At 62.5% G+C, this 17087-nt stretch carries 11 protein-coding genes; 10 read left to right on the plus strand and 1 reads right to left on the minus strand.

The genetic code is table 11. The annotated features are described in order from the left end of the window. The first annotated feature begins 5 nt into the window (after positions 1-5). Complete coding sequence (locus ACTJKT_RS13995) at positions 6-1274, plus strand: malic enzyme-like NAD(P)-binding protein (RefSeq protein ID WP_025808196.1); 1269 nt, start codon at positions 6-8, stop codon at positions 1272-1274. Positions 1275-1410: 136 nt separating this feature from the next. Here the strand turns inward: ACTJKT_RS13995 and ACTJKT_RS14000 are convergent, their stop codons facing one another. Further along, on the minus strand, positions 1411-3846 hold the full coding sequence (locus ACTJKT_RS14000) for a penicillin-binding protein 1A (RefSeq protein ID WP_440787631.1): 2436 nt from the start codon (positions 3844-3846) through the stop codon (positions 1411-1413). A 216-nt stretch (positions 3847-4062) separates the two neighbouring features. Between ACTJKT_RS14000 and ACTJKT_RS14005 the strand changes: the two genes are divergently transcribed. From ACTJKT_RS14005 to gltB, 9 genes are all read left to right on the plus strand, one after another. Then, positions 4063-5115: a pilus assembly protein PilM gene (locus ACTJKT_RS14005; RefSeq protein WP_440787512.1), complete on the plus strand. Its 1053-nt coding sequence runs from the start codon at positions 4063-4065 to the stop codon at positions 5113-5115. Beyond that, the gene (locus tag ACTJKT_RS14010; RefSeq protein ID WP_440787513.1) at positions 5115-5681 is read left to right on the plus strand and encodes a PilN domain-containing protein; all 567 of its coding nucleotides are present in this window, start codon (positions 5115-5117) and stop codon (positions 5679-5681) included. Before ACTJKT_RS14005 ends, ACTJKT_RS14010 begins: the two co-directional genes overlap by 1 nt. Next, positions 5678-6295: a type 4a pilus biogenesis protein PilO gene (locus ACTJKT_RS14015; protein ID WP_440787514.1), complete on the plus strand. Its 618-nt coding sequence runs from the start codon at positions 5678-5680 to the stop codon at positions 6293-6295. Before ACTJKT_RS14010 ends, ACTJKT_RS14015 begins: the two co-directional genes overlap by 4 nt. Continuing rightward, entirely contained in the window at positions 6292-6819 is a 528-nt protein-coding gene (locus ACTJKT_RS14020) for a pilus assembly protein PilP (protein WP_440787515.1), read from the plus strand. Before ACTJKT_RS14015 ends, ACTJKT_RS14020 begins: the two co-directional genes overlap by 4 nt. A 13-nt stretch (positions 6820-6832) precedes the next feature. Continuing rightward, positions 6833-8905: a type IV pilus secretin PilQ gene (pilQ, locus tag ACTJKT_RS14025; RefSeq protein ID WP_440787516.1), complete on the plus strand. Its 2073-nt coding sequence runs from the start codon at positions 6833-6835 to the stop codon at positions 8903-8905. A gap of 4 nt (positions 8906-8909) precedes the next feature. Further along, positions 8910-9428 (plus strand): shikimate kinase AroK, encoded by a 519-nt coding sequence (gene aroK / locus ACTJKT_RS14030; RefSeq protein WP_440787517.1) that lies wholly within the window; start codon positions 8910-8912, stop codon positions 9426-9428. A gap of 148 nt (positions 9429-9576) precedes the next feature. Then, complete coding sequence (gene aroB / locus ACTJKT_RS14035; protein ID WP_016704447.1) at positions 9577-10677, plus strand: 3-dehydroquinate synthase; 1101 nt, start codon at positions 9577-9579, stop codon at positions 10675-10677. A gap of 10 nt (positions 10678-10687) precedes the next feature. After that, complete coding sequence (locus tag ACTJKT_RS14040; RefSeq protein ID WP_053277125.1) at positions 10688-12277, plus strand: SPOR domain-containing protein; 1590 nt, start codon at positions 10688-10690, stop codon at positions 12275-12277. A 350-nt stretch (positions 12278-12627) separates the two neighbouring features. Beyond that, positions 12628-17073, plus strand: a complete 4446-nt coding sequence (gltB, locus tag ACTJKT_RS14045; RefSeq protein WP_440787518.1) for a glutamate synthase large subunit — start codon at positions 12628-12630, stop codon at positions 17071-17073. The last annotated feature ends 14 nt before the right edge of the window (positions 17074-17087 follow it).

Raw genomic sequence — 17087 nt, forward strand, 5'->3', positions numbered from 1 at the left:
CCCACATGTCTGATCTGAAAACTGCCGCTCTCGAATATCACGCCAATCCCCGTCCAGGGAAACTGAGTGTCGAGCTCACCAAGGCCACCGCTACCGCCCGCGACCTGTCGCTGGCCTACAGCCCCGGCGTAGCCGAACCAGTACGCGAAATCGCCCGCGATCCTGAACTGGCCTACAAATACACCGGCAAGGGCAACCTGGTTGCAGTCATTTCCGATGGCACCGCGATTCTCGGCCTGGGTAACCTCGGCCCGCTGGCTTCCAAGCCGGTGATGGAAGGCAAGGGCGTGCTGTTCAAGCGCTTCGCCGGCATCGACGTATTCGACATCGAAGTCGACTCCGAAAGCCCGCAAGCCTTCATCGACACCGTCAAGCGCATCTCCATCACCTTCGGTGGCATCAACCTGGAAGACATCAAGGCGCCAGAGTGCTTCGAGATCGAGCGCGCCCTGATCGAGCAGTGCGACATTCCGGTATTCCACGATGACCAGCACGGCACCGCTATCGTGACCGCGGCCGGCATGATCAACGCCCTGGAAATCGCTGGCAAAACCCTGCCGGACGCGAAGATCGTCTGCCTGGGCGCCGGCGCCGCCGCCATCTCCTGCATGAAGCTGCTGGTGAGCATGGGCGCGCGGATCGAAAACATCTTCATGGTCGACCGTACCGGCGTGATTCACTCCGGCCGCGACGACCTGAACCAGTACAAGGCGGTCTTCGCCCACACCACTGACAAGCGCACCCTGGCTGACGCCCTGAAAGGCGCGGACGTGTTCGTTGGCCTGTCCGGCCCGAACCTGCTGAGCGCCGAAGGCCTGAGCTCCATGGCGGCCAACCCGATCGTGTTCGCCTGCTCGAACCCTGATCCGGAAATCGCCCCGGAACTGGCGCACGCCACCCGTAGCGACGTGATCATGGCTACCGGCCGTTCGGACTACCCGAACCAGGTCAACAACGTGCTGGGCTTCCCGTTCATCTTCCGTGGTGCCCTGGACGTTCGCGCCAAGCGCATCAACGAAGAAATGAAAGTGGCCGCGGCCAACGCCCTGCGCGAACTGGCCAAGCTGCCGGTGCCTCAGGAAGTGTGCGACGCCTACGGCGGCATCAAGCTGGAATTCGGCCGTGAGTACATCATTCCGAAGCCAATGGATGCCCGTCTGATCACCGTGATCTCCGACGCCGTGGCCAAGGCCGCGATCGAGACCGGCGTGGCGACCCTGCCGTATCCGAAGAACTACCCGCTGAAAAGCGTGGATGACGTGTTCAACGGCTAAGCCGAAGACGCGTTGAACAAAAAAAGCCCCGGCTCGCGAGAGTCGGGGCTTTTTTGTGGGTATTGCCGTAGATTGGAGTGATCCATGGCGGCCTCGTCGNNNNCCCGCGATTGGCTGCGCTGCGGTTATCAGGCGGTCAGAACAGATCGATCGGCGCCGACTCGTCCGCCGGCAGTGGGCTGCCAGGGGCGTAGCCATTGCCCAGCTCGTTGACCGAAGGCGGTGTGTCTTCGCTCTTGAACAGTTCGAAGTAGGCGTTCGGCGTGCCCGGCGTCGCGGCGCGGCCGCTGACCGGATCGACCCGCAGGCTGAGAATGCCTTCCGGCTCGGCCTGGGTATGGGCCGGCTTGTCCTTGAGGGCTGCGCCCATGTAGTTCATCCAGATCGGCAGGGCTACGGTGCCGCCGTATTCGCGGCGACCCAGGCTCTCCGGCTGGTCGAAACCGGTCCAGACCGTGGTCACGTAGTCGGCGTTGTAGCCGGAGAACCAGGCGTCCTTGGATTCGTTGGTGGTCCCGGTCTTGCCGGCCAGGTCGGTACGGCCCAGGGCCAGGGCGCGTCGCCCGGTACCGAGCTTGATCACGTCTTCCAGCATGCTGTTGAGGATGTAGGTGGTGCGGCCGTCGATGATGCGTTCGGCCACCGCGGGTGCCTGCACAGGGGCCTGGCTCGGGGTTTCGCCAGGGACGCTGTTCACCGTGAAGCTCTGTTCTGTCGGTACCGCGATCCCGCTGCTGGCCGTGTCGCCAACCGGTACGCTCGGCGGGTTGGCGGTGAACAGGGTTTCGCCGTTGCGGCTTTCGATCTTGTCGATGATGTACGGCGTGACCTTGTAGCCGCCGTTGGCGAACACGCTCCAGCCGGTGGCGATTTCCATCGGGGTCAGGGTTGCGGTGCCCAGGGCCAGCGACAGGTTGCGCGGCAGGTCCTGTTTGTTGAAGCCGAACTTGCTGATGTAGTCGATGGTGCGGTCCACGCCCAGGCTTTGCAGGAGGCGGATCGAAACCAGGTTGCGCGACTTGTACAGCGCCTCGCGCATGCGGATCGGGCCGAGGAAGGTGTTGGTGTCGTTTTTCGGACGCCAGACCTTGTCCAGGTACTCGTCGACGAACACGATTGGCGCATCGTTCACCAGGCTGGCGGCGGTGTAGCCATTATCCAGAGCGGCGCTATAGACGAAGGGCTTGAAGCTCGAACCGGGTTGGCGCTTGGCCTGCAGCGCCCGGTTGTAGTTGCTCTGCTCGAAGGCGAAACCGCCCACCAGCGAGCGAATGGCGCCGTTTTGCGGATCGAGGGACACCAGCGCGCCCTGAACGACCGGGATCTGGCGGAACTTGAGCGAGTTGTCCGCCTGGCGCTGCACGCGAATCAGGTCGCCGACCTGGGCGACATCGCTCGGCTGCTTGGGCGCGGCGCCCATGCTGTTGGTGTTCAGGAACGGGCGCGCCCATTTCATGCTGTCCCAGCCCACGTGCTCTTCGCCGGTGCGGGTCAGTACCTGCAGGCCATTCTTGTCGACCTGGGTGACGATCGCCGGCTCCAGGCCGCTGATGCTGCGTTGCTTGGTCAGTTCCTGGGCCCAGGCGGCGTGGGTCTTGCCGGGCAGGCGCGACTCGGGGCCGCGGTAGCCATGGCGCTGGTCGTAGGTGATCAGGCCTTCATGGACGGCGGTGTTGGCCAGTTCCTGCAGGTCGCTGGGTACCGTGGTGGTGACGCGGAAACCTTCGGTGTAGGCGTCACTGCCGTAACGGCCGACCATCTCGGCACGGGCCATTTCGGCGATATACGGCGCGCTCACTTCCGGCGTCGGTACGTGATAGCTGGCGTTCAGCGGCTCGGCCACGGCGGCCTGGTAATCGGCCTCGCTGATCTTGCCGAGCTTGTACATGCGCCCGAGGATCCAGTCGCGACGCTCCTTGCTGCGCGCCGGGTTGGCCAGCGGGTTGAAGCGCGACGGGGCCTTGGGCAGGCCGGCGATCATGGCCATCTGCGCCAGGCTGACATCGCGAATCGACTTGCCGTAGTACACCTGGGCTGCGGCTTCGATGCCGTAGGCGCGGTTACCCAGGTAGATCTTGTTGACGTACAGCTCGAGGATCTCGTCCTTGGTCAGTTGGCGCTCGATTTGCAGGGCCAGGAGGATCTCGGTGGTCTTGCGCGAGAAGCTGCGTTCGCTGCTCAGGAAGAAGTTCTTCGCCACCTGCATGGTGATGGTGCTGCCGCCGGACTGGATGTGCCCGCTTTTGACCAGTTGGGTCGCGGCCCGCATCAGGCTGCTGGGATCGACGCCGTAGTGGTTGGCGAAATTGTCGTCTTCAGCACTTAGTAACGCATTGATGAAGTTGGGGGGAATGTCGGCGAAACGGATCGGAGTGCGGCGCATTTCACCGAATTCTGCGATCAACTTGCCGTCGCTGCTGTACACCCGCAGGGGAATCTGCAACTGGATACTTCTGAGCGCCTCTACCGACGGTAACCCAGGACTAAGATAGAGAAACGCGCCGGAGAGAGCGAGGAGCAGCCCGCAGAACACAGCGACGATGGACCACCCGAAAAACTTCAGCAGACGAATCAAGGCTTTTGGATTTCCAGAGAAAGGAATGAATTAGGCGTCAGGTATTCACAGTCAGGAATCGGCTCACGCAGCAGATAAATCGCGGAAAAATCGCTGGGCATTATAAGCATTTTTCCGTCGAGAGCGTCATTTGCCCGTCTGTCAAGACGTGGCGATTGAACGCAATGGATATTCCAGAGTCCGTAAGTCACGGATAGTCATAGGGAATTGGTAGTGCTAGGACTCTTCAGCAAAAAGGCGAGTTCCCTTCTGGGGATCGATATCAGCTCCACCTCGGTCAAGCTTCTTGAGTTGAGCCGGGTCGGCAACCGCTTTCGGGTCGAGGCCTATGGGGTGGAGCCGTTGCCGGCCAACGCCGTGGTCGAAAAAAACATCGTCGAGCCCGAAGGGGTGGGGCATGCCCTGTCTCGCCTGCTGGCCAGGGCCCGGCCGGGAGCGAAGCACGCGGCGCTGGCGATGGCCGGTTCGGCGGTGATCAGCAAGGTCATCGAGATGGAGGCCGGACTTTCCGATGACGATCGGGAGAGCCAGCTCAAGGTCGACGCCGACCAGTACATTCCCTATCCGCTGGAGGAGGCCGCCATCGATTTCGACGTCCTCGGCTATTCGGCGCGTAATCCCGAGCGGGTCGATGTGCTGTTGGCGGCCTGCCGCAAGGAGCACATCGAAGTTCGCGAGGCGGCGCTCGAGCTCGCCGGGCTGACGGCGCGGGTGGTGGACCTGGAAGCCTGCGCGCTGGAGCGCTCGTTTGCCCTGGCGGCCGGGTCGCCGGTTGCCCGGACCGTGGCGCTGGTCGATATCGGAGCCACCCTGACCACTCTGAGCGTTGTGCATGAAGGGCAGATCATCTATTCCCGCGAGCAGCTGTTTGGCGGGCACCAGTTGACCGAACACATCCAGCGTCGTTACGGGCTGTCGAAAGAAGAGGCCGGCCTGGCGAAAAAGCAGGGCGGCCTGCCGGACGACTATGCCAGTGAGGTGCTGCAACCCTTTCAGGAGGCGGTCGTGCAGCAGGTTTCGCGCTCGTTGCAGTTTTTCCAGGCCTCCGGACCGCAGCGCCAGGTCGATTCCATCCTGTTGGCGGGTGGCAGCGCCTCGGTTCCGGGGCTTGCGCCGTTGATCGAGCAGCGCCTGGGCTTGCCCGTGCTGATTGCCAACCCCTTCGCTGGCATGAGCATCGGCGGCAAGGTCGATGCCGCGGCCCTGGCCAGCGAGGCTCCGTCCCTGATGATCGCCTGTGGCCTGGCCTTGCGGAGTTTCGACTGATGGCGCGGATCAATCTTCTTCCCTGGCGCGAGGCGCGGCGTGAACAGCGGCGTCGGCACTTTCTCCTGGCCCTGGCGGCTGCGGCGGCGGTGGCCCTGGGGGCGCTGTTTGCCGGCGACAGGATCATCGACCGGGCGATCGACAGGCAACTGGCGCGCAACAACCACGTTGGGGCGCAGATCACCTTGCTCGATCAGCGAATCGCCAAGATCGGCGAGCTGAAGCTGCATCGCGAGCAACTGGTGGAACGGATGAAGATCATCCAGGACCTGCAAGGCAATCGCTCCACCAGCGCGCGGGTGTTCGACCAGTTGGCCCGCACCCTGCCGGACGGGGTGTATTTCACCGATGTGAGGATGAGCGGGCAGACCCTCTCCATCACCGGGGCGGCGGAATCGAACCATCGTGTTTCCGACCTGATGCGCAACCTGGACGCCTCCGACTGGTTCGACGCGCCGAGCCTCACGGAGGTTAAGGCCGCCGGGGCGGACAACGCCGACCAGGTCAATGTGTTTCAGTTGACCGTCCATCAGACCCGGCCTGCCATGGGCGAGGATGGGCAATGAGCCTGTCCGACGGCTGGGCGCAAATGCGCCGGATCGATCTCGGCGAACTGGAAATGAGCAACATGGGGGCGTGGCCGGCGCTGGTCAAAGGCGTGATCGCGGCGCTGGTCATGCTGCTGGTGCTGGCCCTCGGCTACAACCTGTACCTCAAGGATCTGTTGCTGCAACTCGACCAGCGCCGGGCGGACGAGGCCGTGCTGAAACAGCAGTTCGCCAGTAAGGCGCGCCTGGTGGCCAACCTGGGGCCCTACACCGAACAGATGAAGGCCATGGAAACCGCCTTTGACCTCATGCTGCGCCAGTTGCCCAGCGATACCGAAGTGCCAGGCCTGCTTGAAGACATCAGTCGCACCGGGCTTGGCAGCGGGCTGGAATTCGAAGAGATCAAGTTGTTGCCGGAGCTGGTCCAGCCGTTTTACGTCGAATTGCCGATCCTGATCACGGTCACTGGCGGCTATCACGAACTGGCGACTTTTGTCAGTGGCGTGGCCGGCTTGCCGCGAATCGTCACCCTGCATGATTTCGAGATCAAACCGGTCACGCCGGAAGTCGCTTCCAAGCTGCGCATGAACATTCTGGCCCGGACTTACCGCTACAAGGTGCCCCGTCCATGAAGTGTCTTCGCGGCTTGTCGCTTGGGCTGATCCTTGTCGGGTTGGCCGGTTGTGGCGGCGATGACGACTTCAGCGATCTGGATGCCTACATGAACGAGGTGCGGTTACGGCCGCCCGGTGAGATTGAACCAATGCCGGCATTCGGGTCTTACCCAAGGTTCACCTATAACGCCGCACCCTTGCGCAGCCCGTTCCAGCCTGCGGTCCGAGTCGACCTGGCGGGACGCCGGGCAGGCTCGCCCGCGGTCAAGCCGGATCCGAACCGCAGCAAGCAGTATCTCGAGGGCTTCAGCATCGAGCAGTTCGAGATGGTGGGCACTCTTTCCAACGCCTCCGGCTTCTTTGCGCTGTTGCGCGGTGCCAGTGGCGTGCATCGGCTGAAGGTCGGCGACTACCTGGGGCGTAACGATGGGCGGATTGTCGCGATCAGCGATTCACAGGTCGAGGTGGTCGAGATTGTTCCCGATGGAGCGGGAGCGTGGCTGGAGCGACCACGGACCATTCCATTAAAAGAGCATTCATAGTGGAACTCGCATCATGAACAGGATCTTTTCAGCCTTCGGTATTGCGCTATGGATGGCGCTGCTTTCACCGATGGCCATGGCGGCCAGCCTCAAGGCCCTGGATGTCGCGGCACTGCCGGGGGATCGCCTGGAGTTGAAGCTCACCTTCGATGGCCCGGTGCCCGAGCCGCGGGGTTATACCACCGACCAGCCGGCGCGGATTGCCCTCGATCTGCCGGGTGTCGTCAGCCAGCTGGCGAACAAGAGCCGCGATCTGGGCAATGGCAATGCGCGCAGCGTGACGGTGGTCGAGTCGGGGCAGCGTACCCGGGTGGTGGTCAATCTGGTCGCGCTGGCGCCCTACAGCACCCGGGTCGCCGGCAATCAACTGTTTGTGGTGATCGGCCAGGGGGCGACGGCGGCGCAGAGTGCACCGGGGCTGCCCGCTGTCGCGTCCGGGCCGGCCAAGGCCGCGGCTTCCGTAGGGCGGTCGATTCGCAGTGTGGATTTCCAGCGCGGCGAGCAGGGCGAGGGCAATGTGCTGATCGACCTCTCCGATTCGGGAATGAGCCCGGATATACAGGAGCGCGACGGCAAGCTCGTCCTCACCTTCGCCAAGGCCCGCCTGCCAGAGCCCTTGCGGGTCAGGCTGGACGTCAAGGATTTCGCCACGCCGGTGCAGTTCGTCAGTGCCCGGGCGGAGTCCGGCAAGGCCATCATCAGCATCGAGCCCGGCGGTACCTTCGATTACTCGACCTACCAGACGGACAACAAGCTTACGGTGAGCGTCAGGCCGATGACTTCGGGCGATCTGCAGACGCGCAACGCCGAGCGCTCGGCCTATAACGGCGAAAAGCTCTCGCTGAACTTCCAGGACATCGAGGTTCGCTCGGTGCTGCAACTGATCGCCGACTTCACCAACCTCAACCTGGTGGCCAGCGATACGGTGCAGGGCGGCATTACCTTGCGCCTGCAGAATGTGCCGTGGGACCAGGCCCTCGATCTGGTGCTCAAGACCAAGGGGCTGGACAAGCGCAAGGTGGGCAATGTGTTGCTGGTGGCGCCGGCCGATGAAATCGCCGCCCGCGAACGCCAGGAACTGGAGTCGCAGAAGCAGATAGCCGACCTGGAGCCGCTGCGGCGCGAACTGCTGCAGGTCAACTACGCCAAGGCCGCGGAGATCGCCAAGTTGTTCCAGTCGGTCACCCGCGCCGAGGACAAGTCAGACGAGCGTGGTTCGATCACCGTCGATGAACGGACCAATAACATCATTGCCTACCAGACCCGGGAGCGCCTGGACGAGCTGCGGCGGATTGTCAGCCAGCTGGATATCCCGGTGCGCCAGGTGATGATCGAGGCGCGGATCGTCGAGGCCAACGTCGACTACGACAAAAGCCTGGGCGTGCGCTGGGGCGGTTCGATCCAGAACCAGGGCAACTGGAATGCCTCGGGAGTCAGCAATGGCACCAACGGCTCTTCCACCATAGGCACGCCGGGCAGTACCAGCAGCAATTCACCCTTCGTCGATCTGGGCACCACCGCCAATACCTCCGGCCTGGGTATCGCCTTCATCACCGACAACGTGTTGCTGGACCTTGAACTGACGGCCATGGAAAAGACCGGTAACGGGGAGATCGTCTCCCAGCCCAAGGTCGTCACGTCCGACAAGGAGACGGCGAAGATCCTCAAGGGCACGGAAATCCCCTATCAGGAAGCCGCTTCCAGTGGGGCGACCTCGGTGTCCTTCAAGGAGGCCTCGCTGTCTTTGGAGGTGACGCCGCAGATCACCCCGGATAACCGCATCATCATGGAGGTCAAGGTCACCAAGGACGAGCCGGACTACCTGAACAAGGTCCAGGACGTGCCGCCAATCAAGAAAAACGAGGTCAACGCCAAGGTCCTGATCAACGACGGAGAAACCATCGTCATCGGTGGAGTTTTCTCCAATACGCAAAGCAAGGTTGTAGATAAGGTGCCATTTCTCGGCGATGTGCCGTATCTTGGCCGACTTTTCCGGCGTGACGTGGTGTCGGAGAAAAAATCCGAGCTGCTGGTATTTCTCACTCCGCGTATCATGAACAACCAGGCGATTGCTGTGAGTCATTGATTCTGTGCGAAATTTGATTCTTGTTGGGCCAATGGGGGCTGGAAAAAGCACCATTGGTCGCTTGCTGGCCAAAGAGCTGCGCCTGCCATTCAAAGATTCCGATAAGGAAATTGAGTTGCGCACGGGCGCCAATATCCCGTGGATCTTCGATAAGGAAGGTGAGCTGGGCTTTCGTGATCGGGAACAGGCCATGATCGCCGAGCTGTGCTCCGCCGATGGCGTGGTCCTGGCGACCGGTGGCGGCGCGGTGATGCGTGAAGCCAACCGCCTGGCGCTGCATGCCGGGGGGCGTGTGGTCTATCTGCATGCCTCGGTGGAGCAGCAGGTCGGTCGTACCGCCCGGGATCGCAATCGACCGTTGCTGCGCACGGCCGATCCGGCGAAGACCCTGCGGGACCTGTTGGCGATTCGCGATCCGCTTTATCGGGAAATCGCCGACCTGGTGGTTGAAACCGATGAACGGCCACCGCGCATGGTGGTGCTGGACATACTGGACCGCCTGCAGCAACTGCCTCCCCGTTAATGCGCAGCGTGAAATGCGCTATTCTCGGCGCCTTGCCATGATCGCTTGCGGTTGTGGCGCATGGCTATTGCGCAGCGTCAGAAAACCAGGCGATGCCAGTCGTTAACGTAAGGCAGGACACCAGCTTCCATCTTCACTGTGGGGACACATGCAGACACTTAAGGTCGATCTAGGCGAGCGTAGCTACCCGATTCATATTGGCGAAGGTTTGTTGGACCGGCCCGAGTTGCTGGCTCCCCACATCGCCGGGCGGCAAGTGGCGATCGTTTCCAATGAAACCGTAGCGCCGCTGTACCTTGAGCGTCTGAAACGCAGCCTTGCGCAGTTCTCGGTGATCTCGGTGGTTCTGCCCGACGGCGAAGCGTTCAAGAACTGGGAAACCCTGCAGCTCATTTTCGATGGCCTGCTGACCGCACGGCACGACCGCCGGACCACGATCATCGCCCTCGGTGGCGGTGTGATCGGCGACATGGCCGGTTTTGCCGCGGCCTGCTACCAGCGCGGCGTCGATTTCATCCAGATTCCTACCACCTTGCTGTCCCAGGTCGATTCGTCGGTGGGTGGCAAGACCGGTATCAACCATCCGCTGGGCAAGAACATGGTGGGCGCTTTCTATCAGCCGAACGTGGTGCTGATCGATACCGCCTCGCTCAATACCCTGCCGGCTCGCGAGCTGTCGGCAGGCCTGGCGGAAGTCATCAAGTACGGTCTGATCTGCGACGAGCCCTTCCTTACCTGGCTTGAAGACAACGTCGACCGCTTGCGAGCCCTGGACCAGCAGGCGCTGACCTATGCCATCGAACGCTCCTGCGCGGCCAAGGCGGCCGTGGTCGGCGCCGACGAGCGTGAGTCCGGCGTACGCGCCACGCTGAACCTGGGGCATACCTTCGGCCACGCCATCGAAACCCACATGGGCTATGGTGTCTGGCTGCATGGTGAAGCGGTCGCTGCTGGCACCGTAATGGCGCTGGAGATGTCCGCACGCCTTGGCTGGATCACCGCCGAGGAGCGTGACCGCGGTATTCGCCTGTTCCAGCGCGCAGGCTTGCCGGTCATTCCGCCTGAGGAAATGACCGAAGCGGATTTTCTCGAACACATGGCAATTGACAAGAAAGTGATCGATGGTCGTTTGCGTCTGGTGCTGTTGCGCCGCATGGGCGAAGCCGTAGTGACCGACGATTATCCGAAAGAGGTTTTACAGGCCACGCTGGGAGCGGATTACCGCGCCCTGGCTCAGCTTAAAGGTTAATAAGATCCCCATGACTAGTTTGCATGCCGACGAGGCCTTCCTCGGCCATTATCAGTTGAGCCATGACCCTTTCGCTCCACGGGTGCCTGGCTTCAAGTTTTTCCCCGCCCAGCGCAAGCCGGTGCTGGGGCAGCTGCACCACCTGGCGCGCTACAGCCAACTGCTGCTGGTGGTGACCGGCCCGCAGGGCAGCGGCAAGACGCTGCTGCGCCAGGCGCTGGTCGCCAGCACCAACAAGCAATCGGTACAGAGCGTGGTGGTTTCCGCCCGTGGTGCCGGCGACGCGGCAGGCGTGCTGCGCCAAGTGGCCCAGGCGCTGAACGTCGAGCAGGCCGAGATCGGCCCGATCCTGGCGCAAGTGGTGCAACTGGCGCTGACCGGCCAGGAAGTCTATCTGCTGGTGGATGACGCCGAGCAGCTCGACGAGTCGGCGCTCGAAGCGCTGCTGGCGCTCGCCGCCGGCGCACCGGAAGGTCGTCCGCACGTGTTCCTGTTCGGCGAGTCGTCGCTGATTGCCGGCCTGGAGCTGCTGAGCGCGGAAGAAGAGCGCTTCCATGTCATCGAACTGCAGCCCTACACCGAAGAAGAAACCCGTGAATACCTGGCGCAGCGTCTCGAAGGCGCAGGGCGTGGTATCGAACTTTTCTCCGCGGATCAGATCAGTGATATTCACGAAGGCTCCGATGGCTGGCCTGGCAACATCAACCAGGTCGCCCGGGATGCAATGATCGAAGCCATGATTGCCAGCCGCTCAGCGGTCAAGCGTCCAAGTATGGGGTTCAATATGCCGAAGAAACACGTATTGGCGATATCCGCAGTGGTAGTGGTAGCCGTTGCCGCTGCCTGGCTGATGCCGGGTCGCAGCAAGGCACCAAGCACTGCTGGTGCGCCAGCCAACGAACAGGCTCAGCTACCACTGGGCCAGACGCCGCAACCGAACAGCAATGGCAGCCCGGCTGTCGAGTTCGCCGGTTCTTCCCAGCCAATGCCGCTGCCATTGGTCGGTCAGTCGCAACCGGTGATGCGCGGTCCTCTGGCCGAAGCCGCCGGTGGGATCACCGAGGGTGACGATGGCGTGCCGGTGGAGGGCTCCAGCGCCACGCCGCCAACCGTGACCACCATCGCGCCACCAGCGGGCGTGCCGGCTGGTCCGGCGCCAACCCCTGAGGTTCGTCCGACCCCTGCACCGACCCAGGTCGCTGCCGCCAAGCCGGCTCCGGTGGTCAAGCCTGCTCCTGCTCCGGTCAGCAAGCCGGCTGCACCGGCCGCCAAGCCAGCCGAGAAGCCTGTCACCGTGGCCAAGGCCGCTACCGGCGGTAGCTGGTACGCCGGTCAGGCGCCAGGCAACTACGTCGTGCAGATCCTTGGCACCAGTTCTGAAGCGACCGCGCAGAACTTCGTCAAGGAGCAGGGCGCTCAGTACCGTTATTTCAAGAAAGTCCTCAACGGCAAACCGCTGTATGTGATCACTTATGGCAGCTTCAGCAGCCGTGATGCAGCCGTTACCGCTATCAAGGCCTTGCCAGCGAAGGTTCAGGCTGGTAAACCTTGGCCTCGCACTGTCGCCAGCGTCCAACAGGAACTGGCAGCAACTCGCTGAAGATTCGGCGGCCTTACCCAGGCCGCCTCTCCCAGCACCTCAAAAAAATCCGCATGCGCATGCTGCCTTCAAGGCCGCGTGCCTTGTGGTGTCTGCGTCACAGTAGCTTTTGAGTCGTCGCGGTCCGAACTAAAAAAGTTTTGACTAGCACAGCATATCGCTTTAAACCTTTCATGAATGCGACATAGATTTGCGACATTTCGTCGTCAAATTTGTGGGCGTCTGTGTCGGTGTGTACAATGACCTCCCTTTTGCCCCCGCAAAGCCGGCGTACGTTCGGCGCGGATGGTAACTGGTTGAATTGAAAAGAAATTTGTCTCGATAAGAGGCAGCCTGGTGAGAAAGTGTCTATGAAAGCAGGTCTGTACCAACCAGATGAATTCAAGGATAACTGCGGTTTCGGTCTGATAGCCCATATGCAGGGCGAACCCAGTCATACCCTTTTGCAAACGGCCATCGAGGCCCTGACCTGCATGACCCACCGCGGTGGGATCAACGCGGACGGCAAGACCGGCGACGGTTGCGGTCTGCTGATTCAGAAGCCTGACGCGTTCCTGCGAGCCATTGCCCAGGAAACCTTCAGTGTCGAATTGCCCAAGCAATATGCCGTGGGCATGGTCTTCTTCAACCAGGATCCGGCCAAGGCCGAAGCCGCTCGCGAGAACATGAACCGCGAGATCCTGGCCGAAGGCCTGCAACTGATCGGCTGGCGCAAAGTGCCGATCGATACCAGCGTTCTCGGCCGTCTGGCCCTGGAGCGCCTGCCGCAGATCGAACAAATCTACATCGGCGGCGAAGGTCTGAGTGACCAGGACATGGCGGTCAAGCTGTTCAGTGCCCGTCGTCGTTCGTCGGTGGCCAACGCCGCCGATACCGACCACTACATCTGCAGCTTTTCCCACAAGACCATCATCTATAAAGGCCTGATGATGCCGGCCGACCTGGCCGCCTTCTATCCGGACCTGGGCGATGCGCGCCTGCAAACCGCGATCTGCGTGTTTCACCAGCGCTTTTCCACCAACACCCTGCCGAAATGGCCGCTGGCGCAGCCGTTCCGCTTCCTCGCCCACAACGGCGAGATCAACACCATCACCGGCAACCGCAACTGGGCCCAGGCCCGGCGCACCAAGTTCACCAACGACCTGATGGATCTGGAAGAACTCGGCCCGCTGGTCAACCGCGTGGGTTCCGACTCCTCGAGCATGGACAACATGCTGGAGCTGATGGTCACCGGCGGCATCGACCTGTTCCGTGGCGTGCGGATGATCATTCCGCCAGCGTGGCAGAACGTCGAGACCATGGACGCCGACCTGCGCGCGTTCTATGAATACAACTCCATGCACATGGAACCGTGGGACGGCCCCGCGGGCGTGGTCATGACCGATGGCCGCTACGCCGTCTGCCTGCTCGACCGTAACGGCCTGCGCCCGGCGCGCTGGGTTACCACCAAGAACGGTTTCATCACCCTGGCTTCGGAAATCGGCGTCTGGAACTACCAGCCCGAAGACGTGATCGCCAAGGGCCGTGTCGGCCCGGGCCAGATCTTCGCCGTGGACACCGAAACCGGGCAGATCCTCGATACCGACGCCATCGACAACCGCCTGAAGTCTCGTCATCCGTACAAGCAATGGCTGCGCAAGAATGCCCTGCGCATCCAGGCGACCATGGAAGACAACGACCATGGTTCGGCGTTCTACGACGTCGACCAGCTCAAGCAGTACATGAAGATGTACCAGGTCACTTTCGAGGAGCGTGACCAGGTGCTGCGTCCTCTGGGCGAGCAAGGCTACGAGGCGGTCGGCTCCATGGGCGACGACACGCCGATGGCCGTGCTGTCCCAGCGTGTGCGCACGCCGTACGACTACTTCCGCCAGCAGTTCGCCCAGGTCACCAACCCGCCGATCGACCCGCTGCGCGAAGCTATCGTCATGTCCCTGGAGATCTGCCTCGGTGCCGAGCGCAACATCTTCCAGGAATCGCCTGAGCATGCTTCCCGCGTGATCCTCAGCTCGCCAGTGATCTCGCCCGCCAAGTGGCGCTCGCTGATGAACCTCGACCGTCCGGGCTTCGAGCGTCAGGTCATCGACCTGAACTACGAGGAAAGCCTCGGCCTGGAAGCGGCGATCCGCAACGTGGCGGACCAGGCGGAAGAAGCCGTGCGCGCCGGTCGCACCCAGATCGTGCTCAGCGACCGCCATATCGCCCCGGGCAAGCTGCCGATCCACGCTTCCCTGGCCACCGGCGCGGTGCACCACCGCCTGACCGAGAAGGGCCTGCGCTGCGACTCCAACATCCTGGTGGAAACCGCCACCGCGCGCGATCCGCATCACTTCGCGGTGCTGATCGGTTTCGGTGCCTCGGCGGTCTATCCGTTCCTGGCCTACGAAGTGCTGGGCGACCTGATCCGCACCGGCGAGGTGCTGGGCGACCTCTACGAGGTGTTCAAGAACTACCGCAAGGGCATCACCAAGGGCCTGCTGAAGATCCTGTCGAAGATGGGTATCTCGACCATCGCGTCCTACCGCGGTGCGCAGCTGTTCGAAGCCATCGGCCTGTCCGAGGAAGTCTGCGAGCTGAGCTTCCGTGGCGTGCCGAGCCGCATCAAGGGCGCGCGTTTCGTCGACATCGAAGCCGAGCAGAAAGCCCTGGCGACCGAAGCCTGGAGCCCGCGCAAGCCGATCCAGCAAGGCGGCCTGCTGAAGTTCGTCCACGGTGGCGAATACCACGCCTACAACCCGGACGTGGTCAACACCCTGCAAGCCGCCGTGCAGCAGGGCGACTACGCCAAGTTCAAGGAATACACCGCGCTGGTGGACAACCGCCCGGTGTCGATGATCCGCGACCTGTTCAAGGTGAAGACCCTGGACACGCCGATGGACATCAGCGAAGTCGAGCCGCTGGAATCTATCCTCAAGCGTTTCGACTCCGCCGGTATCTCCCTGGGCGCGCTGTCGCCGGAAGCCCACGAAGCCCTGGCCGAAGCCATGAACCGCCTGGGTGCGCGTTCCAACTCCGGCGAAGGCGGCGAAGACCCGGCGCGCTACGGCACCATCAAGAGTTCGAAAATCAAGCAGGTGGCCACCGGCCGTTTCGGCGTGACCCCGGAATACCTGGTCAACGCCGAAGTGCTGCAGATCAAGGTGGCTCAGGGCGCCAAGCCCGGCGAAGGCGGCCAGCTGCCTGGCGGCAAGGTCAACGGCCTGATCGCCAAGCTGCGTTACGCGGTACCTGGCGTGACCCTGATTTCGCCACCGCCGCACCACGATATCTATTCCATCGAAGACTTGTCGCAGCTGATCTTCGACCTGAAACAGGTCAACCCGCAGGCGCTGGTCTCGGTGAAACTGGTGGCGGAAGCCGGCGTCGGCACCATCGCCGCTGGCGTGGCCAAGGCCTACGCCGACCTGATCACCATCTCCGGCTACGACGGTGGCACCGGCGCCTCGCCGCTGACCTCGATCAAGTACGCCGGTGCGCCGTGGGAACTGGGCCTGGCGGAAACCCACCAGACCCTGCGCGGCAACGACCTGCGCGGCAAGGTCCGGGTGCAGACCGACGGCGGCCTGAAAACCGGCCTCGACGTGATCAAGGCGGCAATCCTCGGCGCCGAAAGCTTCGGCTTCGGCACCGCGCCGATGATTGCCCTGGGTTGCAAATACCTGCGTATCTGCCACCTGAACAACTGCGCCACCGGCGTCGCGACTCAGAATGAGAAGCTGCGCAAGGACCACTACATCGGTACCGTCGAGATGGTGGTGAACTTCTTCACCTACGTCGCCGAAGAAACCCGTGAGTGGCTGGCCAAGCTGGGTGTGCGTTCGCTGGAAGAGTTGATCGGTCGCACCGATCTGCTGGAAATCCTCGAAGGCCAGACCGCCAAGCAGCACCACCTGGACCTGACCCCGCTGCTGGGCAGTGACCATATCCCGGCGGACAAGCCGCAGTTCTGCCAGGTCGATCGCAACCCGCCATTCGACCAGGGCCTGCTGGCCGAGAAAATGGTCGCCATGGCCAAGCCTGCGATCAACGACCTCAGCGGTGCCGAGTTCGCGCTCGACATCTGCAACTGCGACCGTTCCATCGGTGCGCGGATCTCCGGCGAAATCGCCAAGGTCCACGGCAACCAGGGCATGGCCAAGGCGCCAATCACCTTCCGCTTCAAGGGCACTGCCGGTCAGAGCTTCGGTGTGTGGAACGCCGGCGGCCTGAACCTCTACCTCGAAGGCGACGCCAACGACTACGTGGGCAAGGGCATGACCGGCGGCAAGCTGGTGATAGTTCCGCCGCAAGGCAGCGCCTACAAGACTCAGGACAGCGCGATTATCGGCAACACCTGCCTGTACGGCGCCACCGGCGGCAAGCTGTTCGCCGCCGGTACCGCAGGCGAGCGTTTCGCCGTGCGCAACTCCGGTGCCCACACCGTGGTGGAAGGCACTGGCGATCACTGCTGCGAATACATGACCGGTGGTTTCGTCTGCGTGCTGGGCAAGACCGGTTATAACTTCGGCTCAGGCATGACCGGCGGTTTCGCCTACGTGCTCGACCAGGACAACACCTTCGTTGACCGGGTCAACCACGAGCTGGTGGAAATCCAGCGGATCAGCGGCGAAGCGATGGAAGCCTATCGCAGCCACCTGCAGCGCGTGCTGGACGAATACGTCGAGGAAACCGGTAGCGAGTGGGGCCGTAACCTGGCCGAGAACCTCGATGACTACCTGCGTCGTTTCTGGTTGGTCAAGCCGAAGGCTGCCAGCTTGAAATCGTTGCTTTCCAGCACCCGTGCCAACCCGCAGTGATATGCGCCTGAAGA

It is taken from the genome of Pseudomonas sp. 22526, assembly GCF_052044735.1.
In the GTDB taxonomy this organism is placed as follows: Bacteria; Pseudomonadota; Gammaproteobacteria; order Pseudomonadales; family Pseudomonadaceae; genus Aquipseudomonas; species Aquipseudomonas piscium.

What these genes read in the sequence shown, in the direction of transcription:
- ACTJKT_RS13995 (WP_025808196.1), top strand. Translation starts at nt 6, where the DNA reads ATGTCTGATCTGAAAACTGCCGCTCTCGAATATCACGCCAATCCCCGT.
- ACTJKT_RS14010 (WP_440787513.1), top strand. Translation starts at nt 5,115, where the DNA reads ATGGCGCGGATCAATCTTCTTCCCTGGCGCGAGGCGCGGCGTGAACAG.
- ACTJKT_RS14015 (WP_440787514.1), top strand. Translation starts at nt 5,678, where the DNA reads ATGAGCCTGTCCGACGGCTGGGCGCAAATGCGCCGGATCGATCTCGGC.
- ACTJKT_RS14020 (WP_440787515.1), top strand. Translation starts at nt 6,292, where the DNA reads ATGAAGTGTCTTCGCGGCTTGTCGCTTGGGCTGATCCTTGTCGGGTTG.
- pilQ (WP_440787516.1), top strand. Translation starts at nt 6,833, where the DNA reads ATGAACAGGATCTTTTCAGCCTTCGGTATTGCGCTATGGATGGCGCTG.
- aroB (WP_016704447.1), top strand. Translation starts at nt 9,577, where the DNA reads ATGCAGACACTTAAGGTCGATCTAGGCGAGCGTAGCTACCCGATTCAT.
- ACTJKT_RS14040 (WP_053277125.1), top strand. Translation starts at nt 10,688, where the DNA reads ATGACTAGTTTGCATGCCGACGAGGCCTTCCTCGGCCATTATCAGTTG.
- gltB (WP_440787518.1), top strand. Translation starts at nt 12,628, where the DNA reads ATGAAAGCAGGTCTGTACCAACCAGATGAATTCAAGGATAACTGCGGT.